Source organism: Glycomyces salinus, from assembly GCF_016428645.1.
Lineage (GTDB): Bacteria > Actinomycetota > Actinomycetes > Mycobacteriales > Micromonosporaceae > Glycomyces > Glycomyces salinus.
In genome coordinates, this window is the sequence record NZ_JAELXW010000001.1 from 1 (window position 1) to 15,708 (window position 15,708).

Consider the following 15,708-nt stretch of genomic DNA (forward strand, 5'->3'; position numbering starts at 1 on the left):
CGGCGGCGCTTGGCGGCGGCGTCCTCGTCGGGCTGCTCGGCGGCGCGCTTGCGGGCACGGCGCGCGGCCTCGCGGTCGCGCGCGCCGTGCTCGCGGGCGCGGTTGTCCTCGTTCCCGGAGGCCGCCTCGCGGACGGTGCGTCCGCGAGGCGTGTACCTCCGGGCACGGCTGATGGAGGAGGGGTCGCGCCGGCGACGGGGATCGGATTCGGTCATCGGCGCTTACTCTCCGCTCTCCCCGCTCCAGGGGACCTCGGCGGTCTCGCCCTCGGGCAGGAACAGGTAGGTGACCTTCCCCGGCTTCTCCATGTCGTACTGGTCGGCCATGGCCTCCAGGTTGTTCGGCGAGGTCAGCCTGGAGAGCTCGTCGGTGAGCTCCTGCTCGGTCTGGGCGAGGTCGGCCGACTCCCCCCGCAGGTCCTGGAGGTGGTATGCGTCCTCATTGATGACGGTGTTGAGCAGCAGCAGCCCCACGATCCCGGCGACGACCAGTGCGAGCACTCCACCGATGAAGGCCGGGCGCGGCACCTCGACCGGCTCGGGGGCCGGGGCGGCCTTCGGGCGCTCGGCGCGGCGCGGCGCGGGAGCGGCCGGAATCGGCTCGGTCCTGCGCTCGCCGGGAGCGACCGGAGCCTCGACCGGAGCGGCCTCGGGCTGCACCGCCAGAGAGCCGTCCACCACAGGAGCCTCGTTCGCCTCGCCGACCAAGGCGCGGCGCCGCGAGGACGCGGCGCGGGCCCGGCGTCGGGCGGCCTTGATGATCTCGTCGGCGTCTGCCTGGGGCCGACGGTAGGGCGCGTTGCTCATGAGTCGCCTCCTTCTCCGGTGGACGTTGCGATCCGCTCGGCGGCGCGCAGCCGGGCCGGCGCGCTTCGCGGATTTCGGTCGAGTTCGGTCTGGGTAGGTTGTTGGGCTTTCCTCGTCAGGAGTCGAAAGGTGGGCTCGGTTCCGGGGAGATCGACCGGCAGGCCGGCCGGAGAGCTGGAGCTGGCCCGTCGGGCCAGCTCCTGCTTGGTGATGCGGTCCTCCAGGGAGTGATAGGACAGCACCGCGACCCTGCCGCCGGGGGCGAGGGCGTCGAGCGCGGCCGGGAACGCGGCCGCCCAGGTGTCGAGTTCGCCGTTGACCTCGATGCGCAGGGCCTGGAAGGTGCGCTTGGCCGGGTTGCCGCCGCGGCGGCGCGTCGCGGCCGGGATCGCGTCCCGGACCAGGTCGGCCAGCTCCCTGCTGGAGGTGATCGGGGCCTTGTCGCGGGCGGCGGCGATGGCCCGTGCCACGCGGGGCGCGAACTTCTCCTCGCCGTAGACGCGCAGGATCCGGGTCAGGTCCGCCACGGCGTAGGTGTTGACGACGATCTCGGCGGTGAGGGCGTCGTCGGGGTTCATGCGCATGTCCAGCGGGGCGTCCTGGGCGTAGGCGAAGCCGCGCTCGGGCTGGTCGAGCTGCATCGAGGAGACGCCGAGGTCGAACAGGATCGCGTCGGCGGCCTCGTAGCCGTGCTCGGCCAGGACGCGCGGGACCGCGTCGTAGACGGCGCGGGCCGGCACGAACCGGTCGCCGAAGGGCGCCAGGCGCTTCGAGGCCAGTTCGAGCGCGCCGGGGTCGCGGTCGACGCCGATGACGGTGAGCTCGGGGTGGGCGGTGAGGAGGGCCTCGGTGTGGCCTCCGGCCCCGAGGGTGGCGTCGACGGCCACCGCGCCCGGCCTCGATGCGGCCGGCGCGAGGTATTCGAGCACCTCGTCGAGCATGACGGGCACGTGCGGTGCGTCCACGACGCTCACCTCCTTCTCCTCACAGTCCTTCGGGCAGGTCGCCCTCTTCGATGTCGGCGAAGGCCTCCTCGGAGGCCTCCAGGTATTCGTCCCAGGTGCGGCTGTTCCAGATCTCGACGCGGTTGGAGGCGCCGATGACGGCCAGTTCGCGTTCGAGCCCGGCGTACTCGCGCAGGCGGGGCGGAATGGTCACCCGGCCCTGGCGGTCCGGCGTCTCGTCGTGCGCCGAGGCGAAGAACACGCGGTTGTAGGCGCGGGCGGCCTTGCTGGACATGGGCGCTCGCTGGAGCGCGTCGGCCAGGCGGGTGAACTCGTCCATGGGGAAGACGTAGAGGCACCGCTCCTGGCCCTTCGTGATCACCACTCCCTCCGCGAGCGCTTCTCGGAACTTCGCGGGGAGGATGACGCGGCCCTTGTCGTCCAGATGCGGGGTATGGGTGCCGAGGAACATCGGCGTCACCCCCCCGTGACTGTGCGGCTGCGCGGCCCCTCCGACCGCGCGGCGGGACCTCCGCCCCACCAATGCGCCCCACATTACTCCACTTCCACCCACCCCTGGGGGTTGTTTCGCGGCCAAATCCATGAGTCGTCTGGTGAAGGCGCTGCTCATCGCGGTGGAGCGTGGTGGAGTGACGGGTGGGACACCCACAGACGTAGTCGCGAGTACCGCTCATGTTCATTCGTTCGGGTGGGGCCGGGGTCGAAGGCCGTCGATCCCTTCCCGAGCCCCAGCGCATCCCGAGTCACCGAGTCCGGCCACGCGGAAAGCCCGGGGCGGACCATGTGACAAACTCTTTGGCAGAGTCGTCGAGTCGATCACGTGGAAAGCGAGCCCGCATGAGCGCGAATCTCCCTGCACGCGCCAAATTCGCCACTGCATTGCTACGGACCGCGGCGGCGATGTCGAGAGCGACCGGCCGCGGCGACGGCTCGGTCATCGGCGGGCGCGTCGGGTTGATCGTCGAACCCCGGCTGCTGGAGCTGCTGGCCGACGGGCGGCACGTGGTGCTCATCTCGGGCACCAACGGCAAGACGACCACCACCCGCTTCACCACCGCGGCCCTGGAGGCGATCGGGCAGGTCGCCACGAACTCCTTCGGCGCCAACATGCCGACCGGGCACACCACCGCCCTGGCCAAGGCCCGCAAGGCCCAGTACGCCGCCCTCGAATGCGACGAGCACTACCTCGGGCAGCTGCTGGACGCAGCCTCCCCGAAGGTGGTGGCGCTGCTGAACCTGTCGCGCGACCAGCTCGACCGCGCCATGGAGGTGACCGCGCTGGCGGCCAAGTGGCGCCAGACCCTCCAGGTGTCGGCCGCGCAGACCACGGTGGTGGCCAACGCCGACGACCCGTTGATCGTCTGGGCCGCCTCGGTGTGCGAGAAGGTCGTGTGGGTCGCGGCCGGGCAGAACTGGACGGCCGACTCGGCGATCTGCCCCAACTGCGGCAACCACCTCGACCGCTTCGGCGAGTTCTGGCGCTGCACCAACTGCGGGCTCAACCGCCCCAGCCCCCAGTGGTCGGTCGCCCCGGCCGGGGAGGCCGTCGTCGGTCCCGACGGACGCCGCTACGAACTCCGGCTGCAACTGCCCGGACGGATCAACCGCGCCAACGCCGCCACGGCGCTGGCCATCGCCAGCCTGTTCGGGGTCGAACCGGGCCAGGCCGCGCCCCGGCTGTCCGAGGTCGCCTCGGTGGCCGGGCGCTACGCGCGGGTCGAGCGCGACGGCCGCCAGCTGCGCCTGCTGCTGGCGAAGAACCCCGCCGGCTGGCTGGAGTCGTTCGACATGATCGAGAAGGCCCAGCCGGTGGTGCTCTCGCTCAACGCCCGGGAGGTCGACGGCTTCGACACCTCCTGGATCTACGACGTGGACTTCACCTCGCTGGTCGGGCGCAAGGTCGTCCTCACCGGGGACCGCCGCACCGACCTGGCGGTGCGCCTGGAGGTCGACGGGGTCGACTTCACCGTCGCCGAGGACATACGGGCCGCCATCGGCCAAGTCGCCCCGGGGCCGGTCGAGGTCGTGGCGAACTACACGGCGTTCCAAGACATCCGAGCGGAATTCAACCGCGTCAACTGACGGCTGAGAAGGCGGATTGACTGTGTCAACAAGCACCCTGCGCATCGTCTGGCTCTACCCCGACCTGCTGTCGACCTACGGGGACCGGGGGAACCTGCTCGTTCTGGCCCACCGCGCCCGCGCCCGCGGCATCGACGTCGAGCCGATGCAGGTCCGCAGCGACCAGCACGTCCCGCACGGCGCCGACATGTACCTCATCGGCGGCGGCGAGGACGGCCCGCAGGCGGTGGCGGCCGAGAGGCTCATCGACGACGGCGCGCTGGCCAAGGCCGCCGAGGACGGTCGGCCCGTGTTCGCCGTGTGCGCCGGATACCAGCTGCTCGGCGAGTCGTTCTACGCCAACGGCCGCTGCTACGCGGGCCTGGGCATCCTCGACCTGCGCAGCGACCGCGGCGAGTCCCGGGCCGTCGGCGAGATCGCCGGCGAGGGCATTCCGGCGCTGGGCATCGGCCCGATCACCGGCTTCGAGAACCACGGCGGCCGCACCCACCTGGGCGAGGCGGTCCAGCCGCTCGCGCACGTCTCGGCCGGCATCGGCAACGAGGGCGTCACCGAGGGCGCCTGGGCCGGGCACGTCATCGGCACCTACATGCACGGACCGGCGCTGGCGCGCAACCCGCGGCTGGCCGACCTGCTGCTGTCCTGGGCCGTCGGCGCAGCCCCGGGCGCGCTGCCGCCGATCGACGAAACCTGGCCCGAGCGGCTGCGCGCCGAGCGCTTCGCGGCGCTGGCTCCCGAATAGCGGGGCGGGATAGATCACCTGGCCGGATGTGGCCGGAACGGGATAGTTTAGGCGGGCAACGAACACTCCCCACCTTTCCCCGCTCTGGAGGACCCACATGGACTGGCCCCGCGGAGTCGACGGCCTGTGTTACGGCGGCGACTACAACCCCGAGCAGTGGCCCGAGGAGGTCTGGGACGACGACGTCGCGCTGATGCGCGAGGCCGGGGTCAACCTGGTGACCGTCGGCGTGTTCTCCTGGGCGTGCCTGGAGCCGAAGGAGGGCGAGTTCGACTTCGGCTGGCTCGACCGGGTCATGGACAAGCTCGGCGAGGGCGGCGTCAAGGTCGACCTGGCCACCCCGACCGCCTCCCCGCCGCCGTGGTTCACCCTGGCCCACCCGGACGCGCTCAACACGCGCCCGGACGGGACCGTCCAGGTCCACGGGTCGAGGGACACCTACGACGTGCACGCCCCCGCCTACCAGCGGGCCTCGCTCCGGATCGCCTCCGAGCTGGCCGAGCGGTACGCCGAGCACCCGGCGCTGGCGATGTGGCACGTCCACAACGAGTACGGCTCCACCAGCCACTCCGCCCACGCCGAGCGGGCCTTCCGCGGTTGGCTGCAGGCCAAGTACGGCAGCCTCGACAACCTCAACCGGGCCTGGTGGGGCGCCTTCTGGAGCCAGCGCTACAGCGACTGGGACCAGATCCTGGCCCCGCGCGCCACCCAGTACCTGTCCAACCCCGCCCACGCGCTGGACTTCAAGCGCTTCACCTCCGACGCCCTGCTGGGCCACTACATCGCCCAGCGCGACCTGCTGCGCCAGGCCAACCCCGAGATCCCGATCACCACCAACTTCGTGTTCGGGCAGTGGGCCCCGGTCGACCCCTGGAAGTGGGCCGCGGAGGTCGACCTGATCGCCTTCGACTCCTACCCCAGCTCCCCCGACGAGACCGCCGAGCGGCAGAGCGCCATGCACGCCGACCTGTCCCGGTCGTGGGCCGGCGGGCGCCCGTGGCTGCTGATGGAGCAGGCCGCCGCCTCGATCCACAGCCCCGACGGCGCGATCGCCAAGTCCCCGGGCCGCATGGCCCGCCACTCGATGATCCACATCGGGCGCGGTTCCAAGGGCGCGATGTTCTTCCAGTGGCGCTCGGGGCGCGGCGGTTCCGAGCAGTGGCACTCGGCGCTGGTCCCCCACGCCGGCAAGAACACCCGCATGTTCCGCGAGGTCGTCGACTTCGGGAAGGCGCTGCCGGGCCTGGCCCAGGGTGCCGAGGAGCCGATCGAGACCGACGTGGCGATCCTGTGGAGCCCCGACTCGTGGTGGGCCACCGGCGACCACGCTTCCCTGCCGGCGCGGGTCGACTACCTGGAGAACGTCGCCCAGATCCACCGGGTGCTGCGCGACCGGGGCGTGGTGGCCGACTTCGTCCGCCCCGAGGGCGACCTGTCGAACTACCGGACCGTCATCGCCCCCAGCACCTACGTGCTCAGCCGCGCCGCCGCCGAGAACCTGCGCTGGTTCACCGCCGGCGGCGGCCGCCTGGTCGCCTCCTACCTCACCGGCGCGGTCGACGAGCACTGCCAGATCTGGCTCGACGGCTACCTCGGGGGCCTGACCGACATGTTCGGCATCCGCGTCACCGAGCACCTCCCCCAGCCTGCCGGGGAGACCAGGGCGCTGTGGAACTTCGGGGCCGCCGAGCGGTTCTGCGAGCTCGTGGAGCTGCGCGGCGCGCAGTGCGTCACCCAGTACGCCACCGGCCAGGTCATCGAGAACCAACCGGCGGTGACCGTCAACCCCTTCGGCGAGGGCGAGGCCTGGTACGTCTCGTGCAAGCTCGTCGACGAGGCTTGGGACCGGCTGTTCGAGTCGCTGGAGCTGACCGGGCCCGGACTGCCCGGCGTGGACGTGGTCGACCGGGGGCCGTGGAGATACGTCGTCAACCACACCGACGCCGAGGCCCGGATCGGCGACCTGGTCGTCCCGGCGGGCGGCTGGAGTGTCGTTAAGCGGTCCAGCTGACGCCAGGCCGTGAATTGCCTGAGATCGGAGAGGCGTGGGAAACCATGTATGCGGGTGAAAACTGAGACTTCCTCTGTAATCCGTGTTGTCATGGTAGTGACGAGGGACACAGCCCCACCGCAGGATTGGGGGCATCATGACACAGACACCCGGGTCACCGCCCCAGCCACCGCCTGGATCGCCGCCTCCGCCAGACCAGCCGCCCTATTTTCCACCACCTCCCAGACCGGCCGAGCCGCCCAAGACGATCTCGATTCTGGCTCTCGCCTTCGGTGGAGTCGCACTGCTGTTCGGGATCATTCCGGTGGCCGGGATCTTCCTCGGCGGCCTTTTCGGTGTCGCCGCGATCGTGCTGGGCGTCATCGGTATCTTCAAGTCCCACAGACTGATGGCCATCCTCGGCATCGCCTTGGCGGTGGTCGGCCTGATCGTCACGGTGATCGTCACTATCACGCTCGGCAGTGCCATAGATGAGGTCGTCGAGGACTGGCCGACGACCTTCGAGGATTCGCCCGAGGACACCGAAGGACTCGATGACACCGATACCGAGGACGGCCCCGACGTTCAGGAGGATCTCGGCGGCCCCGACGGCACCGACCTGAACTCTCCGCTCCCGGCTGGAAGCGAAGTCGAGACCGGAAACTGGAGGGTCTCATTCAGCGATGTCGTTCCCGATGCCACCGAGACGGTGCTCAACGAGAATCAATTCAACGAACCGCCGGCAGACGGCTACCAGTACTTCATGTACCGCGTCGAGGCCACGTACTTGGGAGCCGACTCCGCCTACGCCTGGGACGAGCTGGAGCTCGGAGTCGCATTCGACAACGCCGTCCACACCGAATGGTGCGGAGTGATCCCTGACGATCTTCTTGATGCCCCCGAAGTGTATGCGGACGGAACGGCATCCGGGAACGCCTGCGTAGCAGTTCCGAGCGATAGTGCCGAGGAAGCCGTGATCAGTGTCAAGGACTACTGGAACGACGGTGAAAGATTCTTCGTGGCGATCGATTGAACACGCATTGGGCCAGGCCGAGCTGCTTGAACCCCCTCCGCCATAGCGCGGTCGGGTCCTCGGCGGGCCACCGGATCCAGCGAGTCCGACACCTCGCCGTGACCGCCGGTTATTCCGAGGCCGATTCGCCTCCCGGGTGGCAGAATCGACCGATGCGGACGATCGGACTGATCGGCGGGATGTCCTGGCAATCCTCGGCCGAGTACTACAGGCTCATCAACGAACTGACCCATGACCGGCTCGGCGGGCAGCACAACGCCGAGAGCATCATGGTCACCGTCGACTTCGCCGAGATCGAGGCCATGCAACGCGAGGACGACTGGAAGGCCAGCGGCGAGCGGCTCGCCGCAGCCGCGGCCGCGCTCGAACGCGCCGGAGCCGATCTGATCGCGCTGTGCACCAACACGATGCACCTCAACGCCGCGGAGATCAAGGCCGCGATCGGCGTCCCGTTCGTCCACCTCCTCGACACCGTCGCCGAGCGCATCCGGGCCGACGGCCCCACCACGGTCGGGCTCCTGGGCACCCGCTTCACCATGGAGATGGGCTTCTACGCCGCTCACCTGGCCGAATACGGGATCACCGTGAAGACTCCGCCCGCCGAGGCACGCGACGAGGTCCACGACGTCATCTACGACGAGCTGACGCAGGGCGTCGTCCGCGAGGAGTCACGGCAGACCTACCGGCGCATCATGCGTGATCTGGCCGAGGACGGCTGCGAGGGGGTCATCTTCGGCTGCACCGAGATCCCACTGCTGGTCGGCGCCGCCGACAGCCGGGTCCCGGTCTTCGACACCACCCGCATCCACGCCGAACGACTGGTGGAACTCGCGCTCGGTTAGGTCAAAGCCGTTGGCGCCGAAGCGGTGAGGACGATCCCGGTCGCCGTGTCCGACTCAGGGTGAACGGGCCTGATGTCGTATCGCACAGGCACGATCGAACGGGGGGATACTGCGGAGCGACACTCCCGGCCGCGGGGTACAGGACCAGTCCCGTTGCGGCCGTGGGAATCCGGCATCGAACGTGAACGTATTGGCCCTGATCGGGCGATGCGGATCCGGCCCGGAGCAGAGACAATTGAGGTACGCACAAGGGCACGGAATTCGGACCAGGGGTCGAGTGGGTGCAAGCAGACTGAGACAAGCCTCTAGCCGACTGGCCAACCGGACCGGTTCCGAGCACAGCCGCCCCGACCGGGCGGGTGGGCTTCCCCTCTCGTGCTATCGGGTCCCGCAGCGTTCTACGCCGATACCGGCGGGATTGGGTGGGAGACGGCCCGGTCGGGATCACCCCGACCCGGCTGCGAGTGCTCCGAACGAGGCACACCGGACGCGCGGCGCAACGCCGACCATAGCCGGAACCGCGCGACCAACCAGCGAACACACACCGCGTCGTCCCGATGCGGGGCCTCGGCCGGCACCACGGCAACCCGCCATCGAACGGACCTCGGCTGAACGGTGCCTAATGGACCGTGATGGTGAAGCCGATGCCGCGGTAGGCCGTCTCCGTGAGCAGGGCCGCCCTGGGTTCGGCTATGTCGCCGAAGTGGGCGGCCGGGGCGAGGTGGTTCAGGCGAGAGTCTTTGAGGAGGTCGTCCACTATGCCGCCGGTGACCAGGGCGTCGAACTCGACGCCGGTGAGTACCGCTGCCGCCGCCTCGGCGGCGCGTTTGGCGGCGGCCTTGGCCTGGCCCTCGCGGCGGCGCGCGAAGCGCTGCTGGGACTGGCCTCCCGCTTTGGTCTTGCCTTGCACGTAGGCCGTGTCGGTTTTGGAGGTGAGGAGACGCCCGTCCGATATGACGCCGACCGAGTAGGCGCCCTTGCGGGCAAGCAGCACCGCTATGCGACGGGGTTCGAGGGCGTAGTCACGCAGGTGCTCGGCCGCCTTGATCGGATCGGAGTCCAGCAGCCAGTCGGCGGGGAGGCCTCCGGCCAGCGTCCAGGCGACCTCTGCCGAAGTGCCGTCGTTCGCCTCGATCGTCCAGGCGTCGCCCTCCGCATGGTGGGCCGCGATGCCGCCGTTGCGTTCGGCGAAGTTCGCGACCCACCTCGGAAGCCGCTCGGGCTCGACCTCGACGATCCTGCCGCCGCCCGGGGCGGGGCGGACCTTCGTCATCGGGCCTCGCCCGGTCTCGAATTCACGTCCGACCTCGTCAGACGTTGAAACCGAGCGCCCGGAGCTGGTCGCGGCCCTCGTCGGTGATCTTGTCCGGGCCCCACGGCGGGATCCACACCCAGTTGATCCGCAGGTCGGAGACCAGTCCCCCTTCGGCCCCTCCGCACAGGGCCGACCGCGACTGGTCCTCGATCACGTCCGTGAGCGGACAGGCCGCCGAGGTCAGCGTCATGTCCAGGGTCGCGATGTTCTCGTCGTCGACGTGGACCCCGTAGATCAGGCCGAGGTCGACCACGTTGATGCCGAGCTCGGGGTCGACGACGTCTTTCATGGCCTCGAAGATGTCATCTTCCTTGGCCTTCGTGGCTTCGGTCATTACTCGGCTCCTCCTGGAGTCGGGACAGAGGCTTCAGCTCGGATGAGCGCGTCCTTGAGCGCCATCCATCCCAGCAGCGCGCACTTGACGCGCATCGGGTACTTGGATACACCCTGGAACGCCACGGCGTCCTCGAGGGTGTCCTCGTCGGCCTCGCCCAGGCCCTTGGAGCTCATCAGCGCGGAGAACTCCTCGAACCGGGCGCGGGCGTCGTCGACCGACGCGCCCTTGACCAGCTCGAACAGCACCGAGGCCGAGGCCTTGGAGATCGAACACCCCGTGTGGTCGTAGGACACGTCGGCGACCTCGCCGCCCTCGACGTGGACGCGCAGGGTGATCTCGTCGCCGCAGGTCGGGTTGACCTGGTGCGACTCCCCCTCGTAGGGTTCCCGCAGGCCAGCGCCCCGCGGGTTCTTGTAGTGGTCCAGGATGACTTCCTGGTACAGCTCGTCGAGATCCATCACGCAAACACCTTCCGCACCTTCTCCAACGAAGACACGAGCCGGTCTATTTCGTCGGTGGTGGTGTAGACGTACGCCGAGGCGCGCGTGGTGGCGGCGACGCCGAACCTGACGCACGTCGGCTTGGCACAGTGGTGGCCCACTCGCACGGCGATGCCCTCGGAGTCGAGGACCTGGCCCACGTCGTGCGGGTGGACGTCCTCGAAGGTGAACGAGACGGTCGCGCCGCGTCCGATCGGGACGCGCGGGCCGATGACGGTCAGCCCGGCGACGCTCTCGAGCCCCTCGAGCATGTAGCCGGCCAGCTCCTTCTCGTGGGCCCGGATGTTGTCCATGCCCAGCGCCCGGAGGTAGTCGACGGCGGCGGCCAGGCCCACGGCCTCGACCACCGGCGGCGTTCCGGCCTCGAACTTGGCCGGGGCCTTCGCGAACGTGGTGCGCTCCATGGTGACCGTCGCGATCATCGACCCGCCGGAAAGGAACGGCGGCATCGCGTCGAGCAGCTCGGCCTTGGCCCAGAGCATGCCGATCCCGGTGGGTCCCAGCATCTTGTGGCCGGTGAAGGCCGCGAAGTCGACGCCGAGTTCGGCCACGTCGACCGGGAGATGCGGCACCGACTGGGAGGCGTCGATCCCCACGATCGCGCCGACCTCCCTGGCGCGGGCGACGATTCGCTCGGTCGGATTGACCGTGCCGAGCAGGTTCGACACGTGCACGAACGAGACGGCCTTGGTGCGCTCGTTGATGACCTCCTCGACCTGTTCGAGGTCGAGCCGGCCCGCGTCGGTGATGCCGATCCAGCGCAGCGTGGCACCGGTGCGCTCGCACAGCTGCTGCCACGGCACCAGGTTGGCGTGGTGCTCCATCTCGGTGACCACGATCTCGTCGCCGGGCCGCAGCACGAACCGGGGGTCCGAGCCGCGCTCGATGGTCGAGTTCTGGAAGGCATAGGCCATCAGGTTGATCGCCTCGGTCGAGTTCTTGGTGAACACGACCTCGTCGGCGCTCGGCGCGCCGATGAAGGCCGCGACCGCCGCGCGGGCGCCCTCGTAGGCCGCGGTCGCCTCGGAGCCCAGCGTGTGGACCGACCGGGAGATGTTGGCGTTCGAGTGCTCGGTGAAGCGCCGCATCGCCTCGGTCACCTGGACCGGCTTCTGGGACGTGGCAGCCGAGTCGAGGTAGGCCAGCGGCCGGTCCCCGATCTTGCGCTCCAGGATCGGGAAGTCGGCGCGGATGGCCTCGACGTCGAGCTTGCCCGCGCCGACGCCTGCGGAGTCGTGACTTTGCGGAGCAGCCGCCATGGCTTCCCTCTCTCTAGGCCGCCTTCGACCCGACGTAGGACTCGTAGCCTTCGGCCTCGAGCTTCTCGGCCAGCTCCGAGCCGCCCTCCTCGGCGATGCGACCGTCGACGAAGACGTGCACGAAGTCCGGCTTGACGTAGCGCAGGATGCGCGTGTAGTGGGTGATCAGCAGGATCCCGGAGTCCGTGGTCTCCTTGGCGTGGTTGATGCCGTCCGAGACCACGCGGAGGGCGTCGATGTCGAGGCCGGAGTCGGTCTCGTCGAGGATCGCCATCTTGGGCTTGAGCAGCTCCATCTGGACGATCTCGTGGCGCTTCTTCTCGCCGCCGGAGAAGCCCTCGTTGACGTTGCGGTTGATGAACGCCTCGTCCATCTTCAGCGCGTTCATCGCGCCCTTGAGGTCCTTCATCCAGGTGCGCAGCTTCGGGGCCTCGCCGTCGACGGCGGTCTTGGCGGTGCGCAGGAAGTTCGAGACGCTCACGCCGGGGACCTCGACCGGGTACTGCATGGCCAGGAAGAGGCCAGCGCGGGCGCGCTCGTCGACGCTCATCGCCAGCACGTCCTCGCCGTCGAGGTGGACCGAGCCGCCGGTGACCTCGTACTTCGGGTGCCCGGCGAGCGAGTAGGCCAGGGTCGACTTGCCGGAGCCGTTCGGGCCCATGATGGCGTGGGTCTGGCCGGACTCGATGGTCAGGTCGACGCCGTGCAGGATCGGCTTGGCGCCTTCGTCGGTGCTGACCGAGACTTGCAGGTCGCGGATCTCGAGCTTGCTCATGGTGGTTCTGGTCCTCTTACTCGGTGGTCTTTGGTTTCAGGCTCAGGTAGACGTCGCCGTCTCGGATCTCGACCGGGTAGGTCGCCACGGACACTGTGGCGGGCGGCCCGGTCGGTTTGCCGGTGCGCAGGTCGAACATCGACCCGTGCAGCCAGCATTCGAGGGTGCAGTCCTCGACCTCGCCCTCGGAGAGGGCCACGGCCGCGTGGCTGCACTCGTCGTAGACGGCGAACACCTCCTCGCCCTTTCGCACCAGCGCGATCGACGTGCCGTGGATGTCGGCGGCGACGGCCTCGGCGTCCGGCAGTTCGTCGAGCGCGCAGACGCGCACGAAGTCCTCGCTCATGCGGCCGAACCCGCCCCTCCCTCGGCGACGTTCGCGGAGCCGAGGACCGGTCCGGCGTCGAGGCGGGCCACGATGGTCTCGGTGAGCTCCTCGCGAAGCCGCTCGGACGGGATCTTCTGCACGATCTCGTTGAAGAAGCCCTTGACGACCAGACGGCGCGCCTCATCTTCAGGGATACCACGAGATTGCAGGTAGAACAGGTGTTCTTCGTCGAATCGGCCGGTGGCCGAGGCGTGGCCGGCGCCGACGATCTCGCCGGTCTCGATCTCGAGGTTCGGGACCGAGTCGGCGCGGGCTCCGTCCGAGAGGACCAGGTTCCGGTTGATCTCGTAGGTGTCGGTGCCGGTGGCCGCGTCCTGGATGAGGACGTCGCCGACCCACACGGTGTGGGCGGTCTCGCCCTGGAGCGCGCCCCGGTAGTTGACGTACGAGCGGCAGTCGGGGACCGAGTGGTCGACCAGTTGGCGGTGCTCGAGGTGCTGCCCGGTGTCGGCGAAGTACAGGCCGAAGGCGTCGACCGAGCCGCCGCGCCCGGCGTAGTCGATCGAGAGGTACTGGCGGACCAGGTCGCCGCCGAGGCTGACGGCGATGTGGTCGAGCCGGGCGTCGGTGCCCAGGCGGGCCTTCTGGTGCTCGACCTGGACCGACTCGCGGTCCCATTCGGCGACCGAGACCAGCCGCAGGCGGGCCGAGTCGCCGACCGCGATCTCGATGTTGTCCCCGAGCCTGGCCGCGCCGGTGTGCCTCATGATCAGCGTGACGTCGGCGTGGTGGCCGACCTCGATGTAGGTGTGGGCCCAGCTGGCACCGTCGAGGCCGCCTCCGGTGACGTCGATCCAGACCGGCTCGGCGATCTCGGCCTCGGGGGCCACGGAGACCAGCAGGGCCTTGTCGGTCTTGGCCCAGGCGACCGCGCTGGGGCGGTCGAACGGGGTCAGGATCGAGCCGACGCGCTCGTCGTCCTTGCCGACCGCTTCGACCGTGACGCCCTCGGGCAGGGCGCGGGCGGTGTAGGCGACGGCCGCCTTCGCGGGCGCGGTGTCGGCGTCGTCGAGGCCGGCCAGGCGCTTGATCGGCGTGAACCGCCACTCCTCTTCGCGGCCGTTCAGGGCCGGGAACTCGGCGGGATCGAACGAGCGCAGCAGCTGCGACTTCGTCTTCGGAGGCACCTCGCCCGCTCCGTGCGTGTGCGGGCGGGCTGCCACTTCAATGCTCATGCGTCTTCTGGTTCCTTGTCGTCCTCTACGGGGCCCGCTTTAGCCGACCGCGCCTTCCATCTGGAGTTCGATCAGCCGGTTGAGTTCGAGGGCGTACTCCATGGGCAGTTCCTTGGCGATCGGCTCGATGAAGCCGCGCACGATCATGGCCATCGCCTCGTCCTCGGTGAGTCCGCGGCTCATGAGGTAGAACAGCTGGTCCTCGCCGACCTTGGAGACCGTGGCCTCGTGGCCCATGTCGACGTCGTCCTCGCGGATGTCGACGTACGGGTAGGTGTCCGAGCGCGAGATGGTGTCGACCAGCAGCGCGTCGCACTTGACGGTGGACTTGGCGTGGTGCGAGCCCTCGTCGACCTTGACCAGGCCGCGGTAGGAGGTGCGCCCGCCGCCGCGGGAGATCGACTTGGAGATGATCGTCGAGGACGTGTGCGGCGCGGCGTGGGTCATCTTCGCGCCGGTGTCCTGGTGCTGGCCCGCTCCGGCCATCGCGACGGACAGGACCTCGCCCTTGGCGTACTCGCCGGTCATGACCACGGCCGGGTACTTCATGGTGACCTTGGATCCGAGGTTGCCGTCGACCCACTCCATGGTCGCGCCCTGCTCGGCGACAGCGCGCTTGGTGACCAGGTTGTAGACGTTCGACGACCAGTTCTGGATCGTGGTGTAGCGGACGCGGGCGTCCTTCTTGACGACGATCTCGACCACGGCCGAGTGGAGGGAGTCCGAGGAGTACACCGGGGCGGTGCAGCCCTCGATGTAGTGCACGAACGAGCCCTCGTCGGCGATGATGAGCGTGCGCTCGAACTGGCCCATGTTCTCGGTGTTGATCCGGAAGTAGGCCTGGAGCGGGATGTCGACGTGGACGCCCTTGGGCACGTAGATGAACGAGCCGCCCGACCACACGGCGGTGTTCAGCGCGGCGAACTTGTTGTCGCCGGTGGGGATGACCGAGCCGAAGTACTCCTCGAAGATCTCCGGGTGCTCGCGCAGGCCGGTGTCGGTGTCCATGAAGATGACGCCCTGGGCCTCCAGGTCCTCGCGGATGGAGTGGTAGAGGACCGTGGACTCGTACTGGGCGGCCACGCCCGAGACCAGCTGCTGGCGCTCGGCCTCGGGGATGCCCAGCTTGTCGTAGGTCTTCTTGATGTCCTCGGGCAGCTCTTCCCAGGAGTCGGCCTGCTTCTCGGACGCCTCGACGTAGTACTTGATGCGGTCGAAGTCGATGCCGGACAGGTCGGCGCCCCAGTTGGGCATGGGTTTGCGACCGAACAGCTTGTGGCCCTTGAGACGGCGCTTCAGCATCCACTCGGGCTCGTTCTTGCGCGTGGAGATGTCGCGGACGACCTCTTCGGTCAGTCCGCGCTTGGCGTTCGCGCCGGCGACGTCCGAGTCGGACCAGCCGTACTCGTACCGCTCCAGGGAGGCGAGGGCCTCCTCTTGAGAAAGCGGCCCAGCCTGGCTCAGCGGCTCGGTCTTCTGCGTGTCGGTCATGTCAAGTC

General features: G+C 69.3%; 17 protein-coding genes. 5 read left to right on the top strand and 12 right to left on the bottom strand.

From position 1 onward, the window contains the following. The 4 genes from JFB92_RS00005 to mraZ form a co-directional block, all read right to left on the bottom strand. Nucleotides 1-215, bottom strand: a 215-nt coding sequence (locus JFB92_RS00005; RefSeq protein ID WP_199033711.1) for a hypothetical protein, incomplete at its 3' end; no start/stop codon positions are given. 6 nt (nucleotides 216-221) lie between these two features. Further along, nucleotides 222-806, bottom strand: a complete 585-nt coding sequence (gene ftsL / locus JFB92_RS00010; RefSeq protein ID WP_199033712.1) for a cell division protein FtsL — start codon at nucleotides 804-806, stop codon at nucleotides 222-224. Beyond that, nucleotides 803-1,771, bottom strand: a complete 969-nt coding sequence (gene rsmH, locus JFB92_RS00015; protein WP_307788965.1) for a 16S rRNA (cytosine(1402)-N(4))-methyltransferase RsmH — start codon at nucleotides 1,769-1,771, stop codon at nucleotides 803-805. The genes ftsL and rsmH overlap by 4 nt, the downstream gene beginning before the upstream one ends. A gap of 19 nt (nucleotides 1,772-1,790) precedes the next feature. After that, on the bottom strand, nucleotides 1,791-2,222 hold the full coding sequence (gene mraZ / locus JFB92_RS00020; RefSeq protein ID WP_199033713.1) for a division/cell wall cluster transcriptional repressor MraZ: 432 nt from the start codon (nucleotides 2,220-2,222) through the stop codon (nucleotides 1,791-1,793). A 386-nt stretch (nucleotides 2,223-2,608) separates the two neighbouring features. Between mraZ and JFB92_RS00025 the strand changes: the two genes are divergently transcribed. The 5 genes from JFB92_RS00025 (at nucleotide 2,609) to JFB92_RS00045 (ending at nucleotide 8,460) form a co-directional block, all read left to right on the top strand. After that, on the top strand, nucleotides 2,609-3,853 hold the full coding sequence (locus JFB92_RS00025) for a Mur ligase family protein (protein ID WP_199033714.1): 1,245 nt from the start codon (nucleotides 2,609-2,611) through the stop codon (nucleotides 3,851-3,853). A 22-nt stretch (nucleotides 3,854-3,875) separates the two neighbouring features. Continuing rightward, complete coding sequence (locus JFB92_RS00030; RefSeq protein WP_199033715.1) at nucleotides 3,876-4,595, top strand: type 1 glutamine amidotransferase; 720 nt, start codon at nucleotides 3,876-3,878, stop codon at nucleotides 4,593-4,595. Nucleotides 4,596-4,692: 97 nt separating this feature from the next. Continuing rightward, on the top strand, nucleotides 4,693-6,606 hold the full coding sequence (locus tag JFB92_RS00035) for a beta-galactosidase (protein WP_199033716.1): 1,914 nt from the start codon (nucleotides 4,693-4,695) through the stop codon (nucleotides 6,604-6,606). Between the two features lie 136 nt (nucleotides 6,607-6,742). After that, a complete protein-coding gene (locus JFB92_RS00040) occupies nucleotides 6,743-7,618 on the top strand; it encodes a DUF4190 domain-containing protein (protein ID WP_199033717.1) in 876 nt (291 codons plus the stop codon). A 152-nt stretch (nucleotides 7,619-7,770) separates the two neighbouring features. Then, nucleotides 7,771-8,460 (top strand): aspartate/glutamate racemase family protein, encoded by a 690-nt coding sequence (locus JFB92_RS00045; RefSeq protein WP_199033718.1) that lies wholly within the window; start codon nucleotides 7,771-7,773, stop codon nucleotides 8,458-8,460. A 619-nt stretch (nucleotides 8,461-9,079) separates the two neighbouring features. Here JFB92_RS00045 and JFB92_RS00050 read toward each other — a convergent pair. From JFB92_RS00050 to sufB, 8 genes are read right to left on the bottom strand one after another with little or no spacing between them, the layout of a single operon-like run. Then, nucleotides 9,080-9,733 carry an acVLRF1 family peptidyl-tRNA hydrolase gene (locus JFB92_RS00050; protein ID WP_199033719.1) on the bottom strand — a complete coding sequence of 218 codons (654 nt, stop codon included), beginning with the start codon at nucleotides 9,731-9,733 and terminating at the stop codon, nucleotides 9,080-9,082. Nucleotides 9,734-9,770: 37 nt separating this feature from the next. After that, nucleotides 9,771-10,109, bottom strand: coding sequence for a metal-sulfur cluster assembly factor (locus JFB92_RS00055; protein WP_199033720.1), 339 nt, complete (start codon nucleotides 10,107-10,109; stop codon nucleotides 9,771-9,773). Then, on the bottom strand, nucleotides 10,109-10,570 hold the full coding sequence (gene sufU / locus JFB92_RS00060) for a Fe-S cluster assembly sulfur transfer protein SufU (RefSeq protein WP_199033980.1): 462 nt from the start codon (nucleotides 10,568-10,570) through the stop codon (nucleotides 10,109-10,111). The genes JFB92_RS00055 and sufU overlap by 1 nt, the downstream gene beginning before the upstream one ends. Then, entirely contained in the window at nucleotides 10,570-11,871 is a 1,302-nt protein-coding gene (locus tag JFB92_RS00065) for a cysteine desulfurase (RefSeq protein WP_199033721.1), read from the bottom strand. Before JFB92_RS00065 ends, sufU begins: the two co-directional genes overlap by 1 nt. Nucleotides 11,872-11,884: 13 nt before the next feature. Continuing rightward, nucleotides 11,885-12,646, bottom strand: a complete 762-nt coding sequence (gene sufC, locus JFB92_RS00070; protein ID WP_199033722.1) for a Fe-S cluster assembly ATPase SufC — start codon at nucleotides 12,644-12,646, stop codon at nucleotides 11,885-11,887. 16 nt (nucleotides 12,647-12,662) lie between these two features. Then, nucleotides 12,663-12,992, bottom strand: a complete 330-nt coding sequence (locus JFB92_RS00075; protein WP_199033723.1) for a non-heme iron oxygenase ferredoxin subunit — start codon at nucleotides 12,990-12,992, stop codon at nucleotides 12,663-12,665. After that, a complete protein-coding gene (sufD, locus tag JFB92_RS00080; RefSeq protein ID WP_199033724.1) occupies nucleotides 12,989-14,209 on the bottom strand; it encodes a Fe-S cluster assembly protein SufD in 1,221 nt (406 codons plus the stop codon). The genes JFB92_RS00075 and sufD overlap by 4 nt, the downstream gene beginning before the upstream one ends. Before the next feature lie 39 nt (nucleotides 14,210-14,248). Beyond that, entirely contained in the window at nucleotides 14,249-15,700 is a 1,452-nt protein-coding gene (gene sufB / locus JFB92_RS00085; protein WP_199033725.1) for a Fe-S cluster assembly protein SufB, read from the bottom strand. Between the last annotated feature and the right edge of the window lie 8 nt (nucleotides 15,701-15,708).

Bases quoted from the DNA above. Each gene is read 5' to 3' on its own strand.
- ftsL (WP_199033712.1), bottom strand. From the start codon at position 806: ATGAGCAACGCGCCCTACCGTCGGCCCCAGGCAGACGCCGACGAGATC.
- mraZ (WP_199033713.1), bottom strand. From the start codon at position 2,222: ATGTTCCTCGGCACCCATACCCCGCATCTGGACGACAAGGGCCGCGTC.
- JFB92_RS00025 (WP_199033714.1), top strand. From the start codon at position 2,609: ATGAGCGCGAATCTCCCTGCACGCGCCAAATTCGCCACTGCATTGCTA.
- JFB92_RS00035 (WP_199033716.1), top strand. From the start codon at position 4,693: ATGGACTGGCCCCGCGGAGTCGACGGCCTGTGTTACGGCGGCGACTAC.
- JFB92_RS00040 (WP_199033717.1), top strand. From the start codon at position 6,743: ATGACACAGACACCCGGGTCACCGCCCCAGCCACCGCCTGGATCGCCG.
- JFB92_RS00045 (WP_199033718.1), top strand. From the start codon at position 7,771: ATGCGGACGATCGGACTGATCGGCGGGATGTCCTGGCAATCCTCGGCC.
- JFB92_RS00050 (WP_199033719.1), bottom strand. From the start codon at position 9,733: ATGACGAAGGTCCGCCCCGCCCCGGGCGGCGGCAGGATCGTCGAGGTC.
- JFB92_RS00055 (WP_199033720.1), bottom strand. From the start codon at position 10,109: ATGACCGAAGCCACGAAGGCCAAGGAAGATGACATCTTCGAGGCCATG.
- sufU (WP_199033980.1), bottom strand. From the start codon at position 10,570: ATGGATCTCGACGAGCTGTACCAGGAAGTCATCCTGGACCACTACAAG.
- JFB92_RS00065 (WP_199033721.1), bottom strand. From the start codon at position 11,871: ATGGCGGCTGCTCCGCAAAGTCACGACTCCGCAGGCGTCGGCGCGGGC.
- sufC (WP_199033722.1), bottom strand. From the start codon at position 12,646: ATGAGCAAGCTCGAGATCCGCGACCTGCAAGTCTCGGTCAGCACCGAC.
- JFB92_RS00075 (WP_199033723.1), bottom strand. From the start codon at position 12,992: ATGAGCGAGGACTTCGTGCGCGTCTGCGCGCTCGACGAACTGCCGGAC.
- sufD (WP_199033724.1), bottom strand. From the start codon at position 14,209: ATGAGCATTGAAGTGGCAGCCCGCCCGCACACGCACGGAGCGGGCGAG.
- sufB (WP_199033725.1), bottom strand. From the start codon at position 15,700: ATGACCGACACGCAGAAGACCGAGCCGCTGAGCCAGGCTGGGCCGCTT.